Origin of the sequence: Pseudomonas sp. SL4(2022) (assembly GCF_026625725.1) — a bacterium.
Lineage (GTDB): Bacteria > Pseudomonadota > Gammaproteobacteria > Pseudomonadales > Pseudomonadaceae > Aquipseudomonas.
Window position 1 is genome coordinate 1,060,001 of the sequence record NZ_CP113060.1, and the last position, 20,669, is coordinate 1,080,669.

The window sequence follows — 20,669 nt, forward strand, 5'->3', positions numbered from 1 at the left end:
TGGGTGTTATATGGTCAAGCCTCACGGGCAATTAGTATTGGTTAGCTCAACGCCTCACAGCGCTTACACACCCAACCTATCAACGTCGTAGTCTTCGACGGCCCTTTAGGGAACTCAAGGTTCCAGTGAGATCTCATCTTGAGGCAAGTTTCCCGCTTAGATGCTTTCAGCGGTTATCTTTTCCGAACATAGCTACCCGGCAATGCCACTGGCGTGACAACCGGAACACCAGAGGTTCGTCCACTCCGGTCCTCTCGTACTAGGAGCAGCCCCTCTCAAATCTCAAACGTCCACGGCAGATAGGGACCGAACTGTCTCACGACGTTCTAAACCCAGCTCGCGTACCACTTTAAATGGCGAACAGCCATACCCTTGGGACCGGCTTCAGCCCCAGGATGTGATGAGCCGACATCGAGGTGCCAAACACCGCCGTCGATATGAACTCTTGGGCGGTATCAGCCTGTTATCCCCGGAGTACCTTTTATCCGTTGAGCGATGGCCCTTCCATACAGAACCACCGGATCACTAAGACCTACTTTCGTACCTGCTCGACGTGTCTGTCTCGCAGTCAAGCGCGCTTTTGCCTTTATACTCTACGACCGATTTCCGACCGGTCTGAGCGCACCTTCGTACTCCTCCGTTACTCTTTAGGAGGAGACCGCCCCAGTCAAACTACCCACCATACACTGTCCTCGATCCGGATAACGGACCAGAGTTAGAACCTCAAGGTTGCCAGGGTGGTATTTCAAGGATGGCTCCACGCGAACTGGCGTCCACGCTTCAAAGCCTCCCACCTATCCTACACAAGCAAACTCAAAGTCCAGTGCAAAGCTATAGTAAAGGTTCACGGGGTCTTTCCGTCTAGCCGCGGATACACTGCATCTTCACAGCGATTTCAATTTCACTGAGTCTCGGGTGGAGACAGCGCCGCCATCGTTACGCCATTCGTGCAGGTCGGAACTTACCCGACAAGGAATTTCGCTACCTTAGGACCGTTATAGTTACGGCCGCCGTTTACCGGGGCTTCGATCAAGAGCTTCGCGTTAGCTAACCCCATCAATTAACCTTCCGGCACCGGGCAGGCGTCACACCCTATACGTCCACTTTCGTGTTTGCAGAGTGCTGTGTTTTTAATAAACAGTCGCAGCGGCCTGGTATCTTCGACCGGCATGGGCTTACGTAGTAAATACTTCACCCTCACCGGCGCACCTTCTCCCGAAGTTACGGTGCCATTTTGCCTAGTTCCTTCACCCGAGTTCTCTCAAGCGCCTTGGTATTCTCTACCTAACCACCTGTGTCGGTTTGGGGTACGGTTCCTAATTACCTGAAGCTTAGAAGCTTTTCCTGGAAGCATGGCATCAACCACTTCGTCATCTAAAAGATAACTCGTCATCAGTTCTCGGCCTTGATTTCCCGGATTTACCTAAGAAATCAGCCTACCACCTTAAACACGGACAACCAACGCCGTGCTGGCCTAGCCTTCTCCGTCCCTCCATCGCAGTAATTAGAAGTACGGGAATATTAACCCGTTTCCCATCGACTACGCATTTCTGCCTCGCCTTAGGGGCCGACTCACCCTGCGTCGATTAACGTTGCGCAGGAAACCTTGGTCTTTCGGCGTGGGAGTTTTTCACTCCCATTGTCGTTACTCATGTCAGCATTCGCACTTCTGATACCTCCAGCAAGCTTCTCAACTCACCTTCACAGGCTTACAGAACGCTCCTCTACCGCTCAACTTACGTTGAACCCGTAGCTTCGGTGTATGGTTTGAGCCCCGTTACATCTTCCGCGCAGGCCGACTCGACTAGTGAGCTATTACGCTTTCTTTAAAGGGTGGCTGCTTCTAAGCCAACCTCCTAGCTGTCTAAGCCTTCCCACATCGTTTCCCACTTAACCATAACTTTGGGACCTTAGCTGACGGTCTGGGTTGTTTCCCTTTTCACGACGGACGTTAGCACCCGCCGTGTCTCCCGTGCTGACACTTGCTGGTATTCGGAGTTTGCATCGGTTTGGTAAGTCGGGATGACCCCCTAGCCGAAACAGTGCTCTACCCCCAGCAGTGATACACGAGGCGCTACCTAAATAGCTTTCGAGGAGAACCAGCTATCTCCGAGCTTGATTAGCCTTTCACTCCGATCCACAGGTCATCCGCTAACTTTTCAACGGTAGTCGGTTCGGTCCTCCAGTCAGTGTTACCTAACCTTCAACCTGCCCATGGATAGATCGCCCGGTTTCGGGTCTATACCCAGCGACTAAACGCCCTATTAAGACTCGCTTTCGCTACGCCTCCCCTATTCGGTTAAGCTCGCCACTGAATATAAGTCGCTGACCCATTATACAAAAGGTACGCAGTCACCCAACAAAGTGGGCTCCCACTGCTTGTACGCATACGGTTTCAGGATCTATTTCACTCCCCTCTCCGGGGTTCTTTTCGCCTTTCCCTCACGGTACTAGTTCACTATCGGTCAGTCAGTAGTATTTAGCCTTGGAGGATGGTCCCCCCATATTCAGACAAAGTTTCTCGTGCTCCGTCCTACTCGATTTCATTGATAAGAGAATTTCGTGTACGGGGCTATCACCCACTACGGCGGCACTTTCCAGAGCCTTCCACTATTCTCAAATCAACTTAAGGGCTAGTCCCCGTTCGCTCGCCACTACTAAGGGAATCTCGGTTGATTTCTTTTCCTCAGGGTACTTAGATGTTTCAGTTCCCCTGGTTCGCCTTACACACCTATGTATTCAGTGTGTAATAACCAGCTTATGCTGGCTGGGTTCCCCCATTCAGAGATCTCCGGATCAAAGTCTGTTTGCCGACTCCCCGGAGCTTATCGCAGGCTACAACGTCTTTCATCGCCTCTGACTGCCAAGGCATCCACCGTATGCGCTTCTTCACTTGACCATATAACCCCAAGCAATCTGGTTATTGTCTCTAACGTGAAGACGACATTCGCCGAAAATTTGCAATTGAGAACTACAAATTTTACCTTGACCAGATTAATTACCAGTGAAAGTAATCAATCAGTCACTTCTATCACATACCCAAATTTTTAAAGAACGATTTGTTACTGGTCAAAGACCAGAAATCAACATTCATCTGACAAGCAGGAACGTTCATTTCTGAACTCTAAACGAGACTGTGTATGGTGGAGCCAAGCGGGATCGAACCGCTGACCTCCTGCGTGCAAGGCAGGCGCTCTCCCAGCTGAGCTATGGCCCCATATTCTTACAAGGCCAAACCCCACAACAATTGGTGGGTCTGGGCAGATTCGAACTGCCGACCTCACCCTTATCAGGGGTGCGCTCTAACCAACTGAGCTACAGACCCAATCGTCTTTCTCAATGAATCAAGCAATTCGTGTGGGAACTTATGAAGAAGCTGAAGTCTTCGATTAAGGAGGTGATCCAGCCGCAGGTTCCCCTACGGCTACCTTGTTACGACTTCACCCCAGTCATGAATCACACCGTGGTAACCGTCCCCCTTGCGGTTAGACTAGCTACTTCTGGTGCAACCCACTCCCATGGTGTGACGGGCGGTGTGTACAAGGCCCGGGAACGTATTCACCGTGACATTCTGATTCACGATTACTAGCGATTCCGACTTCACGCAGTCGAGTTGCAGACTGCGATCCGGACTACGATCGGTTTTATGGGATTAGCTCCACCTCGCGGCTTGGCAACCCTTTGTACCGACCATTGTAGCACGTGTGTAGCCCTGGCCGTAAGGGCCATGATGACTTGACGTCATCCCCACCTTCCTCCGGTTTGTCACCGGCAGTCTCCTTAGAGTTCCCACCCGAGGTGCTGGTAACTAAGGACAAGGGTTGCGCTCGTTACGGGACTTAACCCAACATCTCACGACACGAGCTGACGACAGCCATGCAGCACCTGTGTCTGAGTTCCCGAAGGCACCAATCTATCTCTAGAAAGTTCTCAGCATGTCAAGGCCAGGTAAGGTTCTTCGCGTTGCTTCGAATTAAACCACATGCTCCACCGCTTGTGCGGGCCCCCGTCAATTCATTTGAGTTTTAACCTTGCGGCCGTACTCCCCAGGCGGTCAACTTAATGCGTTAGCTGCGCCACTAAAATCTCAAGGATTCCAACGGCTAGTTGACATCGTTTACGGCGTGGACTACCAGGGTATCTAATCCTGTTTGCTCCCCACGCTTTCGCACCTCAGTGTCAGTATCAGTCCAGGTGGTCGCCTTCGCCACTGGTGTTCCTTCCTATATCTACGCATTTCACCGCTACACAGGAAATTCCACCACCCTCTACCGTACTCTAGCTCAGCAGTTTTGAAAGCAGTTCCCAGGTTGAGCCCGGGGATTTCACTTCCAACTTACTGAACCACCTACGCGCGCTTTACGCCCAGTAATTCCGATTAACGCTTGCACCCTTCGTATTACCGCGGCTGCTGGCACGAAGTTAGCCGGTGCTTATTCTGTCGGTAACGTCAAAACAATAACGTATTAGGTTACTGCCCTTCCTCCCAACTTAAAGTGCTTTACAATCCGAAGACCTTCTTCACACACGCGGCATGGCTGGATCAGGCTTTCGCCCATTGTCCAATATTCCCCACTGCTGCCTCCCGTAGGAGTCTGGACCGTGTCTCAGTTCCAGTGTGACTGATCATCCTCTCAGACCAGTTACGGATCGTCGCCTTGGTGAGCCATTACCTCACCAACTAGCTAATCCGACCTAGGCTCATCTAATGGCGCGAGGTCCGAAGATCCCCCGCTTTCTCCCGTAGGACGTATGCGGTATTAGCGTCCGTTTCCGAACGTTATCCCCCACCACTAGGCAGATTCCTAGGCATTACTCACCCGTCCGCCGCTCTCAAGAGAAGCAAGCTTCTCTCTACCGCTCGACTTGCATGTGTTAGGCCTGCCGCCAGCGTTCAATCTGAGCCATGATCAAACTCTTCAGTTCAATACTGCTTGGGTTTTGAGAAAACCCTAAACTTGGCTCAGCAATCGCAAAACTTTCAATTTAATGAAAGGTAACTCTCGAATTAACGAGTGTTGCTTTGTGATGCTGATAATCTTGCGACTAACAGTCTTACCTCACAAGCACCCACACGAATTGCTTGATTCAGTTGTTAAAGAGCGGTTGGTTAAGTCTTTCGTCTCAACCGAGGCGCGCATTCTACAGCAGCCTCATTCTCCGTCAAGCGATTTCGAAAATTTCTTTTCAATCTCAACCACTTGCGTTGCTTAACTTACTAGCACTTACTTTTTGATCGCTCAAAACTTCATGCTTGTACTAATAGTAAAACCCCCGACCGTTTTCACGATCGGGGGTTTTGGTATAGGTGCTTGACGATGACCTACTCTCACATGGGGAAACCCCACACTACCATCGGCGATGCATCGTTTCACTACTGAGTTCGGGATGGGATCAGGTGGTTCCAATGCTCTATGGTCGTCAAGCGATTCAGCTGGGATATCGTCGCGAGACGCTATCCCGAATTGGGTATGTGATGTCTTGGTTTGTAGTTGAGCAAATTTTCGGCTGTTGCAGTCTTCATAGAGACACACAAACATCAAATTGTTTGGGTGTTATATGGTCAAGCCTCACGGGCAATTAGTATTGGTTAGCTCAACGCCTCACAGCGCTTACACACCCAACCTATCAACGTCGTAGTCTTCGACGGCCCTTTAGGGAACTCAAGGTTCCAGTGAGATCTCATCTTGAGGCAAGTTTCCCGCTTAGATGCTTTCAGCGGTTATCTTTTCCGAACATAGCTACCCGGCAATGCCACTGGCGTGACAACCGGAACACCAGAGGTTCGTCCACTCCGGTCCTCTCGTACTAGGAGCAGCCCCTCTCAAATCTCAAACGTCCACGGCAGATAGGGACCGAACTGTCTCACGACGTTCTAAACCCAGCTCGCGTACCACTTTAAATGGCGAACAGCCATACCCTTGGGACCGGCTTCAGCCCCAGGATGTGATGAGCCGACATCGAGGTGCCAAACACCGCCGTCGATATGAACTCTTGGGCGGTATCAGCCTGTTATCCCCGGAGTACCTTTTATCCGTTGAGCGATGGCCCTTCCATACAGAACCACCGGATCACTAAGACCTACTTTCGTACCTGCTCGACGTGTCTGTCTCGCAGTCAAGCGCGCTTTTGCCTTTATACTCTACGACCGATTTCCGACCGGTCTGAGCGCACCTTCGTACTCCTCCGTTACTCTTTAGGAGGAGACCGCCCCAGTCAAACTACCCACCATACACTGTCCTCGATCCGGATAACGGACCAGAGTTAGAACCTCAAGGTTGCCAGGGTGGTATTTCAAGGATGGCTCCACGCGAACTGGCGTCCACGCTTCAAAGCCTCCCACCTATCCTACACAAGCAAACTCAAAGTCCAGTGCAAAGCTATAGTAAAGGTTCACGGGGTCTTTCCGTCTAGCCGCGGATACACTGCATCTTCACAGCGATTTCAATTTCACTGAGTCTCGGGTGGAGACAGCGCCGCCATCGTTACGCCATTCGTGCAGGTCGGAACTTACCCGACAAGGAATTTCGCTACCTTAGGACCGTTATAGTTACGGCCGCCGTTTACCGGGGCTTCGATCAAGAGCTTCGCGTTAGCTAACCCCATCAATTAACCTTCCGGCACCGGGCAGGCGTCACACCCTATACGTCCACTTTCGTGTTTGCAGAGTGCTGTGTTTTTAATAAACAGTCGCAGCGGCCTGGTATCTTCGACCGGCATGGGCTTACGTAGTAAATACTTCACCCTCACCGGCGCACCTTCTCCCGAAGTTACGGTGCCATTTTGCCTAGTTCCTTCACCCGAGTTCTCTCAAGCGCCTTGGTATTCTCTACCTAACCACCTGTGTCGGTTTGGGGTACGGTTCCTAATTACCTGAAGCTTAGAAGCTTTTCCTGGAAGCATGGCATCAACCACTTCGTCATCTAAAAGATAACTCGTCATCAGTTCTCGGCCTTGATTTCCCGGATTTACCTAAGAAATCAGCCTACCACCTTAAACACGGACAACCAACGCCGTGCTGGCCTAGCCTTCTCCGTCCCTCCATCGCAGTAATTAGAAGTACGGGAATATTAACCCGTTTCCCATCGACTACGCATTTCTGCCTCGCCTTAGGGGCCGACTCACCCTGCGTCGATTAACGTTGCGCAGGAAACCTTGGTCTTTCGGCGTGGGAGTTTTTCACTCCCATTGTCGTTACTCATGTCAGCATTCGCACTTCTGATACCTCCAGCAAGCTTCTCAACTCACCTTCACAGGCTTACAGAACGCTCCTCTACCGCTCAACTTACGTTGAACCCGTAGCTTCGGTGTATGGTTTGAGCCCCGTTACATCTTCCGCGCAGGCCGACTCGACTAGTGAGCTATTACGCTTTCTTTAAAGGGTGGCTGCTTCTAAGCCAACCTCCTAGCTGTCTAAGCCTTCCCACATCGTTTCCCACTTAACCATAACTTTGGGACCTTAGCTGACGGTCTGGGTTGTTTCCCTTTTCACGACGGACGTTAGCACCCGCCGTGTGTCTCCCGTGCTGACACTTGCTGGTATTCGGAGTTTGCATCGGTTTGGTAAGTCGGGATGACCCCCTAGCCGAAACAGTGCTCTACCCCCAGCAGTGATACACGAGGCGCTACCTAAATAGCTTTCGAGGAGAACCAGCTATCTCCGAGCTTGATTAGCCTTTCACTCCGATCCACAGGTCATCCGCTAACTTTTCAACGGTAGTCGGTTCGGTCCTCCAGTCAGTGTTACCTAACCTTCAACCTGCCCATGGATAGATCGCCCGGTTTCGGGTCTATACCCAGCGACTAAACGCCCTATTAAGACTCGCTTTCGCTACGCCTCCCCTATTCGGTTAAGCTCGCCACTGAATATAAGTCGCTGACCCATTATACAAAAGGTACGCAGTCACCCAACAAAGTGGGCTCCCACTGCTTGTACGCATACGGTTTCAGGATCTATTTCACTCCCCTCTCCGGGGTTCTTTTCGCCTTTCCCTCACGGTACTAGTTCACTATCGGTCAGTCAGTAGTATTTAGCCTTGGAGGATGGTCCCCCCATATTCAGACAAAGTTTCTCGTGCTCCGTCCTACTCGATTTCATTGATAAGAGAATTTCGTGTACGGGGCTATCACCCACTACGGCGGCACTTTCCAGAGCCTTCCACTATTCTCAAATCAACTTAAGGGCTAGTCCCCGTTCGCTCGCCACTACTAAGGGAATCTCGGTTGATTTCTTTTCCTCAGGGTACTTAGATGTTTCAGTTCCCCTGGTTCGCCTTACACACCTATGTATTCAGTGTGTAATAACCAGCTTATGCTGGCTGGGTTCCCCCATTCAGAGATCTCCGGATCAAAGTCTGTTTGCCGACTCCCCGGAGCTTATCGCAGGCTACAACGTCTTTCATCGCCTCTGACTGCCAAGGCATCCACCGTATGCGCTTCTTCACTTGACCATATAACCCCAAGCAATCTGGTTATTGTCTCTAACGTGAAGACGACATTCGCCGAAAATTTGCAATTGAGAACTACAAATTTTACCTTGACCAGATTAATTACCAGTGAAAGTAATCAATCAGTCACTTCTATCACATACCCAAATTTTTAAAGAACGATTTGTTACTGGTCAAAGACCAGAAATCAACATTCATCTGACAAGCAGGAACGTTCATTTCTGAACTCTAAACGAGACTGTGTATGGTGGAGCCAAGCGGGATCGAACCGCTGACCTCCTGCGTGCAAGGCAGGCGCTCTCCCAGCTGAGCTATGGCCCCATATTCTTACAAGGCCAAACCCCACAACAATTGGTGGGTCTGGGCAGATTCGAACTGCCGACCTCACCCTTATCAGGGGTGCGCTCTAACCAACTGAGCTACAGACCCAATCGTCTTTCTCAATGAATCAAGCAATTCGTGTGGGAACTTATGAAGAAGCTGAAGTCTTCGATTAAGGAGGTGATCCAGCCGCAGGTTCCCCTACGGCTACCTTGTTACGACTTCACCCCAGTCATGAATCACACCGTGGTAACCGTCCCCCTTGCGGTTAGACTAGCTACTTCTGGTGCAACCCACTCCCATGGTGTGACGGGCGGTGTGTACAAGGCCCGGGAACGTATTCACCGTGACATTCTGATTCACGATTACTAGCGATTCCGACTTCACGCAGTCGAGTTGCAGACTGCGATCCGGACTACGATCGGTTTTATGGGATTAGCTCCACCTCGCGGCTTGGCAACCCTTTGTACCGACCATTGTAGCACGTGTGTAGCCCTGGCCGTAAGGGCCATGATGACTTGACGTCATCCCCACCTTCCTCCGGTTTGTCACCGGCAGTCTCCTTAGAGTTCCCACCCGAGGTGCTGGTAACTAAGGACAAGGGTTGCGCTCGTTACGGGACTTAACCCAACATCTCACGACACGAGCTGACGACAGCCATGCAGCACCTGTGTCTGAGTTCCCGAAGGCACCAATCTATCTCTAGAAAGTTCTCAGCATGTCAAGGCCAGGTAAGGTTCTTCGCGTTGCTTCGAATTAAACCACATGCTCCACCGCTTGTGCGGGCCCCCGTCAATTCATTTGAGTTTTAACCTTGCGGCCGTACTCCCCAGGCGGTCAACTTAATGCGTTAGCTGCGCCACTAAAATCTCAAGGATTCCAACGGCTAGTTGACATCGTTTACGGCGTGGACTACCAGGGTATCTAATCCTGTTTGCTCCCCACGCTTTCGCACCTCAGTGTCAGTATCAGTCCAGGTGGTCGCCTTCGCCACTGGTGTTCCTTCCTATATCTACGCATTTCACCGCTACACAGGAAATTCCACCACCCTCTACCGTACTCTAGCTCAGCAGTTTTGAAAGCAGTTCCCAGGTTGAGCCCGGGGATTTCACTTCCAACTTACTGAACCACCTACGCGCGCTTTACGCCCAGTAATTCCGATTAACGCTTGCACCCTTCGTATTACCGCGGCTGCTGGCACGAAGTTAGCCGGTGCTTATTCTGTCGGTAACGTCAAAACAATAACGTATTAGGTTACTGCCCTTCCTCCCAACTTAAAGTGCTTTACAATCCGAAGACCTTCTTCACACACGCGGCATGGCTGGATCAGGCTTTCGCCCATTGTCCAATATTCCCCACTGCTGCCTCCCGTAGGAGTCTGGACCGTGTCTCAGTTCCAGTGTGACTGATCATCCTCTCAGACCAGTTACGGATCGTCGCCTTGGTGAGCCATTACCTCACCAACTAGCTAATCCGACCTAGGCTCATCTAATGGCGCGAGGTCCGAAGATCCCCCGCTTTCTCCCGTAGGACGTATGCGGTATTAGCGTCCGTTTCCGAACGTTATCCCCCACCACTAGGCAGATTCCTAGGCATTACTCACCCGTCCGCCGCTCTCAAGAGAAGCAAGCTTCTCTCTACCGCTCGACTTGCATGTGTTAGGCCTGCCGCCAGCGTTCAATCTGAGCCATGATCAAACTCTTCAGTTCAATACTGCTTGGGTTTTGAGAAAACCCTAAACTTGGCTCAGCAATCGCAAAACTTTCAATTTAATGAAAGGTAACTCTCGAATTAACGAGTGTTGCTTTGTGATGCTGATAATCTTGCGACTAACAGTCTTACCTCACAAGCACCCACACGAATTGCTTGATTCAGTTGTTAAAGAGCGGTTGGTTAAGTCTTTCGTCTCAACCGAGGCGCGCATTCTACAGCAGCCTCATCCTCCGTCAAGCGATTTCGAAAATTTCTTTTCAATCTCAACCACTTGCGCTTTCGATCAACACCTAGCTTCTCGTCAGCGGGAGGCGAATTCTACAGCGTTTAAAACCACTGTCAACATCCTCTTTTACCGCTTCCGATCACCTCGACCGAACCCTTCAGACTCAAACATCACCCCTGAAGAGAAGGCGCATTCTACGCAGCTTTCGCTGCTTTGCAACCCCTTATTTAAATCTAACTTCTTGTTTTATAAGAAGTTTAAGGAGCCGCATGTGCCTTAAGAGCTGCGCATTATAGGGACTCAAACCCTGAGGTCAACTGATTGTTTCATATTTGTTTCGCCGACACGGCAGCCACTGCGAACAGAACCAAGCACCGCACAGCCTGTAGATACGACAAAGCCGTTGAAGCTTGCGCTTCAACGGCTTTGCCGAAAACACCGCGCAACAGTCAGCGGATAGGTTACTCCGCCTTGAGCGCAATACGCGCAAAGGCTTTCTTGCCAGCTTGGCAAACGTGCACCGCACCTAGCTTATATATAAAGGCACGATCTACAACCTCACCATCGACACGCACACTGCCGGCACCTAACAGATCGCGAGCCATCGCTGCGTTTTTCACCAGACCAGCTTTGTTGAGCAATGCTGCGATAGGCATGTCTTCGGTAGATAGAACCTCGATTTCTGGCAGATCTTCCGGCAGCTCACCCTCTTTCATGCGATTACCCGCTGAACGATGAGCATTGAGTGCAGCTTCCTCGCCATGGAAGCGCGCCACGATTTCCTCGGCCAATTTGATTTTGATGTCACGCGGATTAGCGCCCTGCTCAACATCACGCTTGAACTGGCCAATCTCGTCCATGGAGCGAAAGCTGAGCAACTCGAAATAACGCCACATCAACGCATCCGGCATGGAGACCAGCTTGTTGTACATGATGCCTGGCGCCTCCTGGATACCAATGTAATTACCCAGCGACTTGGACATCTTCTTGACGCCATCCAGCCCTTCAAGCAGCGGCATGGTGACAATGCATTGCGAGGCCTGCCCATACGAACGCTGCAATTCGCGCCCCATCAGCAGATTAAATTTCTGATCAGTACCACCCAGCTCAACATCTGCCTGCAGCGCAACGGAGTCATACCCCTGAACCAGCGGATAAAGGAACTCGTGGATTGCAATCGGCTGATTGGTTGAGTAACGCTTACTGAAGTCATCCCGCTCGAGCATACGTGCCACGGTGTATTGAGAGGTCAGGCGAATGAAGTCAGCCGGCCCCATCTTATCCATCCAGGTGGAGTTGAATGCGACTTCGGTTTTTGCCGGATCCAAAATCTTGAACACTTGATTCTTATAGGTCTCGGCATTTTCCAGCACCTGCTCGCGAGTCAAGGGCGGGCGAGTCGCGCTCTTGCCGCTAGGGTCACCAATCATCCCGGTAAAGTCGCCAATCAGGAAAATCACCTGATGACCAAGGTCCTGGAACTGACGCAGCTTATTAATAAGCACCGTATGCCCAAGATGTAGATCAGGCGCGGTCGGATCAAAGCCCGCCTTAATGCGCAGCGGCTGACCGCGCTTGAGCTTCTCAATCAGCTCAGCCTCAACCAGAACTTCTTCCGCGCCACGCTTGATCAGCGCTAACTGCTCTTCAACCGACTTCATGACTGCACTCACAACCACTCAACTCAAAAGGGAACCAACCATACAAGATCGCAGACAAATCACAAGTTCTGCCCGCCACTCACACACGCTAAGATCATCACGCGCCAAGCAAGCTTGCCTAGCCAGCGATTTGGTTATATTTTATACAGTTACTGCATATTCATCATTTCGTTTATCTATTTTTTCTTTTCATTTTTCCAAAGTCAAAAAGCCGCCTATGACCTCTACAACTAAAGCGCCGCCGCTATATCCGAAAAGCCATATCCTGGCGGCCAGTGGCGTTGCCGCCCTGCTGAGCCTGGCACTTCTGGTTTTCCCCTCCCGCGAAGTAGAAGCTAAGAAGACCTTCATTAATCTGGATCTGGATCATAATGCTGAGTACTCCGAGCAGCAGAATGCCCCCGAAGCGACACAGTCACTGAGCATGACCCCGAGCGAGTCCCCATTCGCTGCAGGTTCAGCGGACACAAACGAAGTAGAACTACAAGCAAAGCAACCTGAAGAAACTCAGGAAACAGATCCGCTACACCGCGTTGTCCGCGTTGAAAATGGCGATACGTTGTCCACGGTTTTTGCCAAGGTCGGCCTGAGTGCCACTAGCCTGCATGCCGTGCTTAACAGCAGCAAGGAAGCCAAGCAGCTGACACGCCTGAAGGTAGGTCAAGCCCTAGAGTTCAATCTGAACGCCGAAGGCCAGCTTGAAAGCCTGCACAGCAAACTTAGCGATCTGGAAAGCATTGCCTTAACCAAGAGCGAGAAAGGTTTCAACTTCAAGCGCGAGCTGGTGAAACCTGAAATCCATACCACCTATACCCATGGAGTAATCAACAGCTCACTGTTTCTCTCGGCCAAGCGAGCCGGCTTATCACACAACCTGACCATGGACCTGGCCAACGTATTCGGCTATGACATCGATTTCGCCATGGACATTCGCGAAGGTGACGAGTTTGAGTTGATCTACGAGAAAAAAGTGGTCAACGGCAAACAGATCGGCACCGGCAATATTCTCTCCGCACGCTTCACCAACCGCGGCAAGACTTACACTGCAGTGCGCTACACAAACAAGCAAGGCATCAGCAGCTACTACAACGCCAATGGCGAGAGCATGCGCAAAGCCTTTATCCGCACCCCGGTGGATTTCGCTCGAATCAGCTCACGCTTCTCGACCGGTCGACGCCACCCGGTATTGAATAAAATTCGCGCCCACAAAGGTGTGGACTACGCTGCGCCACGTGGCACGCCGATCAAGGCCGCCGGCGACGGCCGGATCACCCTGGCCGGCCGTCATGGCGGTTATGGCAATGCAGTGATCATCCAGCACGGCCAGCGCTATCGCACCCTGTACGCCCATATGAACGGCTTTGCCAAAGGCATCCGCAACGGCATCAACGTCAAGCAGGGCCAGATCATCGGCTATATCGGCACCACCGGCTTATCCACCGGACCGCACCTGCACTATGAGTTCCAGGTCAATGGCGTGCACGTTGACCCGCTGAGCCAGAAACTGCCGATGGCCGACCCTATTGCCAGCAGCGAGAAAGCACGCTTCATGCAGTTGAGCAAACCACTGATGGCACAAATGGACAAAGAAAAGTCCACCCTGCTTGCCCTCAACAATCAGCGCTGAACCATGCCTCTCTACTTGGGCGTGATGTCCGGTACCAGCCTCGACGGGCTGGACATCGCGCTGATTGAGCAAACCGAGAGCACCCAGCTGCTCGGCACCCACTACCTGCCCATGCCCGACGCGCTGCGTAGCGACCTGCTCAGCCTGTGCGCCCCAGGCACGGATGAACTGGCCCGCGCGGCTATTGCCGAGCAACAGTGGGCTGATCTGGCGGCGCAGGGCATCAAGAACCTACTCAGCCAACACGACATAGCCGCCGAACGTATTCGCGCAATCGGCAGCCACGGTCAAACCGTACGCCACGAGCCCGCGCGAGGGTTCACTATCCAGATCGGTAATCCGGCACTGCTGGCCGAACTGACTGGCATCAGCGTGATCAGCGATTTTCGCCGCCGTGATGTGGCCGCAGGTGGTCAGGGCGCGCCACTTGTTCCGGCCTTTCATCAGGCGTTGTTTGCCCGCCCAGACAGCCCTCAAGCGATTCTCAACATTGGCGGCTTCAGCAACCTCAGCCTGCTGGAGCCTGAGCGCCCGGTGCACGGCTTTGATTGCGGGCCGGGCAACGTGCTGCTGGATGCCTGGATACAGCGCCATCAAGGCGTGGCCTATGACCAGCACGGCGCGTGGGCAGCCAGTGGCCAGATGCAGCCGCAACTGCTGCAAACGCTACTGAGCAACCCTTACTTCCAGACGGAAGGCCCGAAGAGCACAGGCCGTGAACTGTTCAACATGGCCTGGCTGGATCAGCAGCTGCAAACCCTGCCGGTATTGGCCGCAGTGGACGTGCAGGCCACCCTGCTGGAGCTAACAGCAATCAGCATTACCGCGTCGCTCAAGGTCGCTCAGCAGAACACCGAGCGACTGTTGGTCTGCGGCGGTGGCGCGCACAATCACAGGTTGATGCAGCGCCTGGCCCAACTGCTGCCGCAATGCCAAGTCAGCAGCACCGATACGCAGGGCGTACCCGCCGACTGGGTGGAAGCCATGGCCTTTGCCTGGCTGGCGCATTGTTGCCTGGAAGGCATTCCGGGCAACCGCCCCAGCGTCACAGGCGCACGCGGTCTGCGGATTCTCGGCGCGATCTACCCCGCCTGAAACCCACGCAAAGCCAGAGCCAGAAACGACAACGCCGTGCACAAGGCACGGCGTTGCAGTGAACAGCCAGATTCAGATCGAGAACGAAGAACCGCAACCGCAGGTGGTGGTTGCATTGGGGTTCTTGATCACAAAACGCGACCCTTCCAGCCCTTCCTGATAATCGACTTCGGCACCTGCCAGGTACTGGAAGCTCATCGGATCAACCACCAGGCTGACACCCTCGCGTTCGATGATGGTGTCATCCTCGGCCACTTCTTCATCGAAGGTAAAACCATACTGGAAGCCGGAACAGCCGCCTCCCGTTACGAAGACGCGCAACTTCAAACGCGGGTTGCCTTCTTCATCGACCAAGTTCTTCACCTTGTTCGCCGCACCCTGCGTAAATTGCATCGCACTGGGGGTGAAGGTTTCGACGCTCATGCTGATTAACTCCCGGCGCTAAGCGCCATACTGCATTCTGATCGGCATTATCCGCTTACCCTAGAAAAGCGGTCAACTATTGTGCAGCATCCTGCGGTTGCGGCAGCTCCAACGGTCGCGCCTCGTCTTGCAAGCGGCACAGGCGCCCTTCGATTTGTGCACCCATGGCCATTTCCATCAGGGCGTAGTAAAGATTGCCGCGCACGCGCGCACGCGAACCGAGCTCCAGGTGAGTACTGGCGTGCACATCGCCAATGACTTCGCCGTCGATCACTACATGGGGCGCACGGATCTCGCCTTCAACCCGCCCCTGCACGCTGATGCGCACCATGCCTTCGCTGGCCAGCAAGTTGCCATGGACCTGACCATCGACCTGTACCGCGCCCTGAAACCTCAGGTCGCCATGCAGCTCGGCGCCTACCGCAATCAGGCTGGTCTTGCCGGCGAAACGCTGTACATCAGGGCGCGCCTTGTCTTTATTCCACATAAGGAACAGTTACTCCTCGTTGTTCCACTTGAACGTGCGCTGCAGCGGCTTCTCGCCCTGCACCTCAGCACGCACCTTGATTTCACGCGGGATAAAGCCCTCAGGCAACTTCAGCTCGGCAAAGCGCCCGGCCTCTGGGATGGCCTGGAAGTGCTTGAAGGCAAAGGCAATCGCTTGCCCCGGCAACGCGTCCGGCAAACCGGCAGTCAGCGCGGCCAGTTCAAGCGTGACCTCCTGCTCACCCTGTTTACCCACTATAGAGACCTGCAGCTGACCTTCCAGCGGCGTCTCGCCTTTCCCGACACGGCTCAGGAGTATCTTGTAGCGGAAAAGCTCGGGCCTGTCCGTGGCCTGCAGCTCAAAGGTTTTGATCCGCAGCCCTTCACGGCGGCTGGCCGGAGCCAGCACGCCCTTGTAGAAGGCCAGGTCCTGCTGCTGCCTATAGATTTGCTCTTCCAGCAGCTTGATGCTCAGACGGCTCTGCTCATTGGCTTGCTGACTGACTTTCTCAGCACTACCGAGCACCGCCAGGCGCTGGCGTAACGCCTCCACCTCGCGCAGCAACTGCTCATCACGCACTACCACGCTCGCCGGCTCCAACGCTACCGCCGGCTGACGCTGCAGTTGCCACACGCTCCCGGCATAGAAGGCCAGCGGAATGCACAGTACCAGCAACACGGCGAACAGACGCATGCGCCGGGCACGCGCCGGATCGTGCAGGCGAACCTCCCAGCCCGGCATCAGGGCAGCAAGGCTGCGTGTGACAGCCCCAGACGCTCATCGAGGCCGAAGAGGATGTTCATATTCTGCACGGCCTGCCCCGAAGCACCTTTGACCAGGTTGTCGATCACCGAGAGCACCACCACCAGGTCACCGTCTTGCGGCCGATGCACGGCGATACGGCAGACGTTGGCGCCACGCACGCTGCGGGTTTCCGGATGGCTGCCGGCCGGCATCACATCGACGAAGGGCTCGTTGGCATAACGTTTCTCGAACAGCGCCTGCAGGTCTACCGAGCGGTCGACCACCGTGACGTAAAGCGTCGCATGGATACCGCGGATCATCGGCGTCAAGTGCGGTACAAAGGTCAGACCGACATCCTTACCGGCAGCCCGGCGCAGGCCCTGGCGAATTTCCGGCAGATGCCGATGGCCCTTCACACCGTAAGCTTTCATGCTTTCACCGGCTTCGCTGAACAGCGAACCGACGCTGGCCCCGCGACCCGCACCGCTGACACCCGATTTGCAGTCAGCGATCACTTGCGTGGTGTCGGCCAGGCCGGCCTCCAGCAGCGGAATCAGCGCCAGTTGCGCGGCCGTGGGGTAGCAGCCCGGTACGGCGATCAGGCGCGCCTGCTTGATGGCTTCGCGATTGACTTCGGGCAGCCCATAAACCGCCTCCGGCAGCAGATCCGGCGCACCGTGGGGCTGGCCATACCACGTGGCCCACTCATTGGCATCCTGCAGGCGGAAGTCGGCTGACAGGTCGATCACCTTGGTCCCCGCCTCCAGCAACTCGCCGGCCAGGGCATGGGCTACACCGTGCGGCGTGGCGAAGAACACCACATCACAGGCGCCCAAGGTGGCGGCATCCGGCACACTGAACGCCAGGCTGTCGTAATGACCGCGCAGGTTCGGATACATCTCGTCGACACGCATGCCGGCCTCGGAGCGCGAGGTGATCACTTCAACCTGCGCTTGCGGGTGTTGCGCCAAGAGACGCAACAGTTCGACACCGGTGTACCCCGTGCCGCCGACGATTCCAACCTTGATCATCACTTGCCCCTTTGCAATACCAACAGTGGAAAGCTGCCGATAATACGGGCGCTTCCGCCAGGGGCCAACCGCCGGTGATGACGGATACGGCCATGCCCACTACTATCGGGGCACTTTTCAGCAACGAGTACGGATAATGCTCTATCTATGGCTCAAGGCTTTTCACATCATCGCCATGGTCTGCTGGTTCGCTGGCCTTTTCTACCTACCACGCCTGTTCGTCTACCACGCCATGAGCACCGACGAAATCAGCCGTGAACGCTTCTGCATCATGGAGCGCAAGCTCTATCGCGGAATCATGTGGCCGTCGCTGATTCTTACCCTCGGCCTCGGCCTGTGGCTGATTAGCCTTAACCCGAGCCACTACTTCAGCCAAGGCTGGATGCACGCCAAGCTGAGCCTGGTGGCCCTGCTGGTGGTCTACCAGTTTATGTGCGGCACCCAACTCAAGGCATTTGCCCGGGGCGAGAACCAGCGCGGTCACGTGTTTTACCGCTGGTTCAATGAAGCACCCGTACTAGCCCTGCTTGGTATTGTCATTCTGGTCGTGGTTCGCCCTTTCTAACGCCAACAAGAGGATTACTGCATGTCACTGCCCGCCCTGCTCGAACAACGCCTGCGCCTGCCCGTCGTCGCCGCACCGATGTTTCTGGTGTCCAACCCGCAACTGGTGCTGGCCTGCTGCAACAACGGCATCGTCGGTAGCTTCCCCGCGCTGAACCAGCGTGAGAGCAGCGGCTTCAAAGGCTGGCTGGAGGAGATCGAAGCGGGGCTGGACAGCAAAGCCGCGCCTTATGCGGTCAACCTGATCGTGCACGGCAGCAACCCGCGCCTGCAGGCGGACCTGGCGATCTGCGTCGAACAGCGTGTACCGATCGTGATCACCAGCCTCGGTGCAGTGAAAGAGGTGGTGGACGCGGTGCACAGCTACGGCGGCCTGGTGTTCCACGACGTGACCACCCGCCGGCATGCCGAGAAAGCCGCCGAAGCCGGCGTCGATGGGCTGATCGCAGTCGCTGCCGGCGCAGGCGGACACGCCGGTACCTGGAGCCCGTTCGCGCTGATCGCGGAAATCCGCCAGTTCTTCGACAAGACCCTGCTCCTCGCCGGCTGCCTCAATCAGGGCCACGAAGTACTGGCTGCGCAACTGCTTGGCGCCGACCTTGCCTACCTCGGCACCCGCCTGATCGCCACCCAGGAAAACGCCGCTTCCGCTGCGTACAAGCAGATGATCCTCGACGCCAAAGCCGCCGACATCATTCACACCCCCGCCGTCTCCGGCGTCCCGGCGAGCTTTATGCGCCAGAGCCTGGAGCAGGCGGGTTACGACCTCAAACAGCTGCAGAACAAAGGCGAAGTCAATTACGGCGAGAAACTCAAACCCATGGACGAAGAAGCCAAGGCCTGGAAAACCGTGTGGTCGGCCGGGCAGGGCGTCGGCAATATCCACGACCTGCCCAGCGTCGAGCAGTTGATCGCCCGCCTCGACAGCGAATACCGCGCCGCCCTCACGCACAGCCTGCAGCTGCAACAACGCTGGCCGCGATGAAGCGACGCAGCCTGCTCAGCATCGGCGCGTTCGGGCTGCTGGCCGGCTGGGCGCTGCGCCCGAGCGACCTTGGCCAGCCGCACGCGCCCTACTTCGCGGCACTTAACCAGTTGCTGCGCCGTGAGGGCCGCGGTATTCCCCTGCTGGTGATTGACCTCGCACGCCTGGATCAGAATGCCGAGCGGCTGGCTGAGCAGCTCGGCAGCCAACTGCCGCTGCGCCTGGTAGCCAAATCACTGGCCACCACCGGCTTGCTTGAGTACCTGGCGAAGAAGCTCGGCACGCAGCGTTTTATGGTCTTCCACCAGCCACAGATCAATCAGCTCGCGCTGAACTTCCCGCGGTCCGACCTGCTGCTCGGCAAGCCCTTGCCCAGCGCAGCGGCTCTGAGTTTCTACCAGCAACTGCCGCAGGGCAGCGGCTTTGTCCCCGCCGAGCAACTGACGTGGCTGATCGACAGCCAGAACCGCTTGCAGGAATACGCCGCCCTGGCCAACGCGCTCGACCAACCGCTGCAGATTGCCTTTGAAATCGACATCGGCCTGGCCCGTGGCGGCTTTGCCACACCCGCCGAACTCGCTGCAGCGCTCACCTGGCTGCGTAACACACCCAACCGGCTGCGCGTTCGCGGCCTGATGGGCTATGACGCGCACCTGGCCCATACGCCCGCCTGGGTGGATCAAGACAACGCCTTTGCCCAAAGCGCAGCGCGTTACCAGGCGTTTATTGCCAGTGCCGCCGCCTTTAGCGAGTTATGGCCGGCGCAACCGCTGCTCAATGGTGCCGGAAGCCTGACCTATACCTTGCACACGCGCCTCGCCACACCATTGAATGAGGTGGCGGTAGGCTCCGCGTTACTCAAACCCAGCGATTTTGACAGCCCCTTGCTCGACGGCCTGCAGGCGGCCTTGTGGATCGCCAGCCCGGTGCTCAAGGCACTGCCTGGGCAGTTGCCGTTTCTCGCCTCGGCGCAGCCCTTGATGCAACGCTGGGATCGTAACCGTCAGCAGGCCTACTACCTGTATGGCGGACAGTGGCCAGCCACCCCGGTCTCTCCTGCCGGGCTGAGCTATGACCGCCTGTATGGTCGCAGCGCCAACCAGGAGCGGCTAATCGGCTCACACAACACAGGTCTGCAGGTCGATGACTGGGTATTCCTCCACCCGCACCGTTCGGAGGTGCTGTTCGAACTGTTCAACCAACTCGTACTGCTGCGCAACGGCCGTCTAGTGGGCAGCTGGGCAGCGCACGGCAGAGCGTGAAGCATCTCTAGGGATGCACATATTTGCAGGCAAAGCGGCTTGTTTACTGGCCTGCAGGCCGGCTAGTCTGTAGCGCAACTCCA

At 54.9% G+C, this 20,669-nt stretch carries 10 protein-coding genes, 4 tRNA genes and 5 rRNA genes; 5 read left to right on the forward strand and 14 right to left on the reverse strand.

The annotated features are described in order from the left end of the window. Positions 1-10: 10 nt before the first annotated feature. The 10 genes from OU997_RS05010 to tyrS all read right to left on the reverse strand — a co-directional run bounded on the left by OU997_RS05010 (position 11) and on the right by tyrS (position 12,368). Positions 11-2,899, reverse strand: a 23S ribosomal RNA gene (locus tag OU997_RS05010). A 242-nt stretch (positions 2,900-3,141) separates the two neighbouring features. After that, positions 3,142-3,217: transfer RNA gene (locus tag OU997_RS05015), tRNA-Ala, on the reverse strand. Between the two features lie 31 nt (positions 3,218-3,248). Continuing rightward, positions 3,249-3,325, reverse strand: a tRNA-Ile gene (locus OU997_RS05020). A gap of 65 nt (positions 3,326-3,390) precedes the next feature. Beyond that, positions 3,391-4,926: ribosomal RNA gene (locus tag OU997_RS05025) — 16S ribosomal RNA — on the reverse strand. A 384-nt stretch (positions 4,927-5,310) separates the two neighbouring features. After that, positions 5,311-5,426, reverse strand: a 5S ribosomal RNA gene (gene rrf / locus OU997_RS05030). 133 nt (positions 5,427-5,559) lie between these two features. Beyond that, positions 5,560-8,450, reverse strand: a 23S ribosomal RNA gene (locus tag OU997_RS05035). 242 nt (positions 8,451-8,692) lie between these two features. Further along, positions 8,693-8,768, reverse strand: a tRNA-Ala gene (locus tag OU997_RS05040). 31 nt (positions 8,769-8,799) lie between these two features. Continuing rightward, positions 8,800-8,876 (reverse strand) — tRNA-Ile (locus tag OU997_RS05045). A gap of 65 nt (positions 8,877-8,941) precedes the next feature. Continuing rightward, a 16S ribosomal RNA gene (locus tag OU997_RS05050) occupies positions 8,942-10,477 on the reverse strand. Together the 16S, 23S and 5S rRNA genes with 4 tRNA genes alongside form the textbook arrangement of a ribosomal RNA operon. Before the next feature lie 691 nt (positions 10,478-11,168). Continuing rightward, on the reverse strand, positions 11,169-12,368 hold the full coding sequence (gene tyrS / locus OU997_RS05055) for a tyrosine--tRNA ligase (protein WP_108489037.1): 1,200 nt from the start codon (positions 12,366-12,368) through the stop codon (positions 11,169-11,171). A gap of 217 nt (positions 12,369-12,585) precedes the next feature. Here tyrS and OU997_RS05060 point away from each other — a divergent pair, with 217 nt between their 5' ends. Both OU997_RS05060 and OU997_RS05065 read left to right on the forward strand, forming a co-directional pair. Then, positions 12,586-13,995, forward strand: a complete 1,410-nt coding sequence (locus OU997_RS05060) for a peptidoglycan DD-metalloendopeptidase family protein (protein ID WP_108488589.1) — start codon at positions 12,586-12,588, stop codon at positions 13,993-13,995. Between the two features lie 3 nt (positions 13,996-13,998). Next, entirely contained in the window at positions 13,999-15,090 is a 1,092-nt protein-coding gene (locus OU997_RS05065; RefSeq protein WP_267809288.1) for an anhydro-N-acetylmuramic acid kinase, read from the forward strand. Between the two features lie 72 nt (positions 15,091-15,162). Here the strand turns inward: OU997_RS05065 and erpA are convergent, their stop codons facing one another. The 4 genes from erpA to argC all read right to left on the reverse strand — a co-directional run bounded on the left by erpA (position 15,163) and on the right by argC (position 17,775). Then, on the reverse strand, positions 15,163-15,513 hold the full coding sequence (gene erpA / locus OU997_RS05070) for an iron-sulfur cluster insertion protein ErpA (protein ID WP_108488587.1): 351 nt from the start codon (positions 15,511-15,513) through the stop codon (positions 15,163-15,165). Positions 15,514-15,589: 76 nt separating this feature from the next. Continuing rightward, positions 15,590-16,000 (reverse strand): bactofilin family protein, encoded by a 411-nt coding sequence (locus OU997_RS05075; RefSeq protein ID WP_108488586.1) that lies wholly within the window; start codon positions 15,998-16,000, stop codon positions 15,590-15,592. A 9-nt stretch (positions 16,001-16,009) separates the two neighbouring features. After that, complete coding sequence (locus OU997_RS05080) at positions 16,010-16,741, reverse strand: DUF6776 family protein (RefSeq protein WP_267809289.1); 732 nt, start codon at positions 16,739-16,741, stop codon at positions 16,010-16,012. Then, complete coding sequence (gene argC / locus OU997_RS05085) at positions 16,741-17,775, reverse strand: N-acetyl-gamma-glutamyl-phosphate reductase (RefSeq protein WP_267809290.1); 1,035 nt, start codon at positions 17,773-17,775, stop codon at positions 16,741-16,743. Before argC ends, OU997_RS05080 begins: the two co-directional genes overlap by 1 nt. A 136-nt stretch (positions 17,776-17,911) precedes the next feature. On the opposite strand from argC, the gene hemJ reads away from it, so the two are divergent. The 3 genes from hemJ to OU997_RS05100 are packed head-to-tail and all read left to right on the forward strand — an operon-like array spanning position 17,912 to position 20,586. Further along, positions 17,912-18,340: a protoporphyrinogen oxidase HemJ gene (gene hemJ, locus OU997_RS05090; RefSeq protein ID WP_108488583.1), complete on the forward strand. Its 429-nt coding sequence runs from the start codon at positions 17,912-17,914 to the stop codon at positions 18,338-18,340. Between the two features lie 21 nt (positions 18,341-18,361). Next, positions 18,362-19,324, forward strand: a complete 963-nt coding sequence (locus OU997_RS05095) for an NAD(P)H-dependent flavin oxidoreductase (RefSeq protein WP_108488582.1) — start codon at positions 18,362-18,364, stop codon at positions 19,322-19,324. Further along, positions 19,321-20,586, forward strand: a complete 1,266-nt coding sequence (locus tag OU997_RS05100; protein ID WP_267809291.1) for an alanine racemase — start codon at positions 19,321-19,323, stop codon at positions 20,584-20,586. The genes OU997_RS05095 and OU997_RS05100 overlap by 4 nt, the downstream gene beginning before the upstream one ends. Positions 20,587-20,669 lie beyond the last annotated feature (83 nt).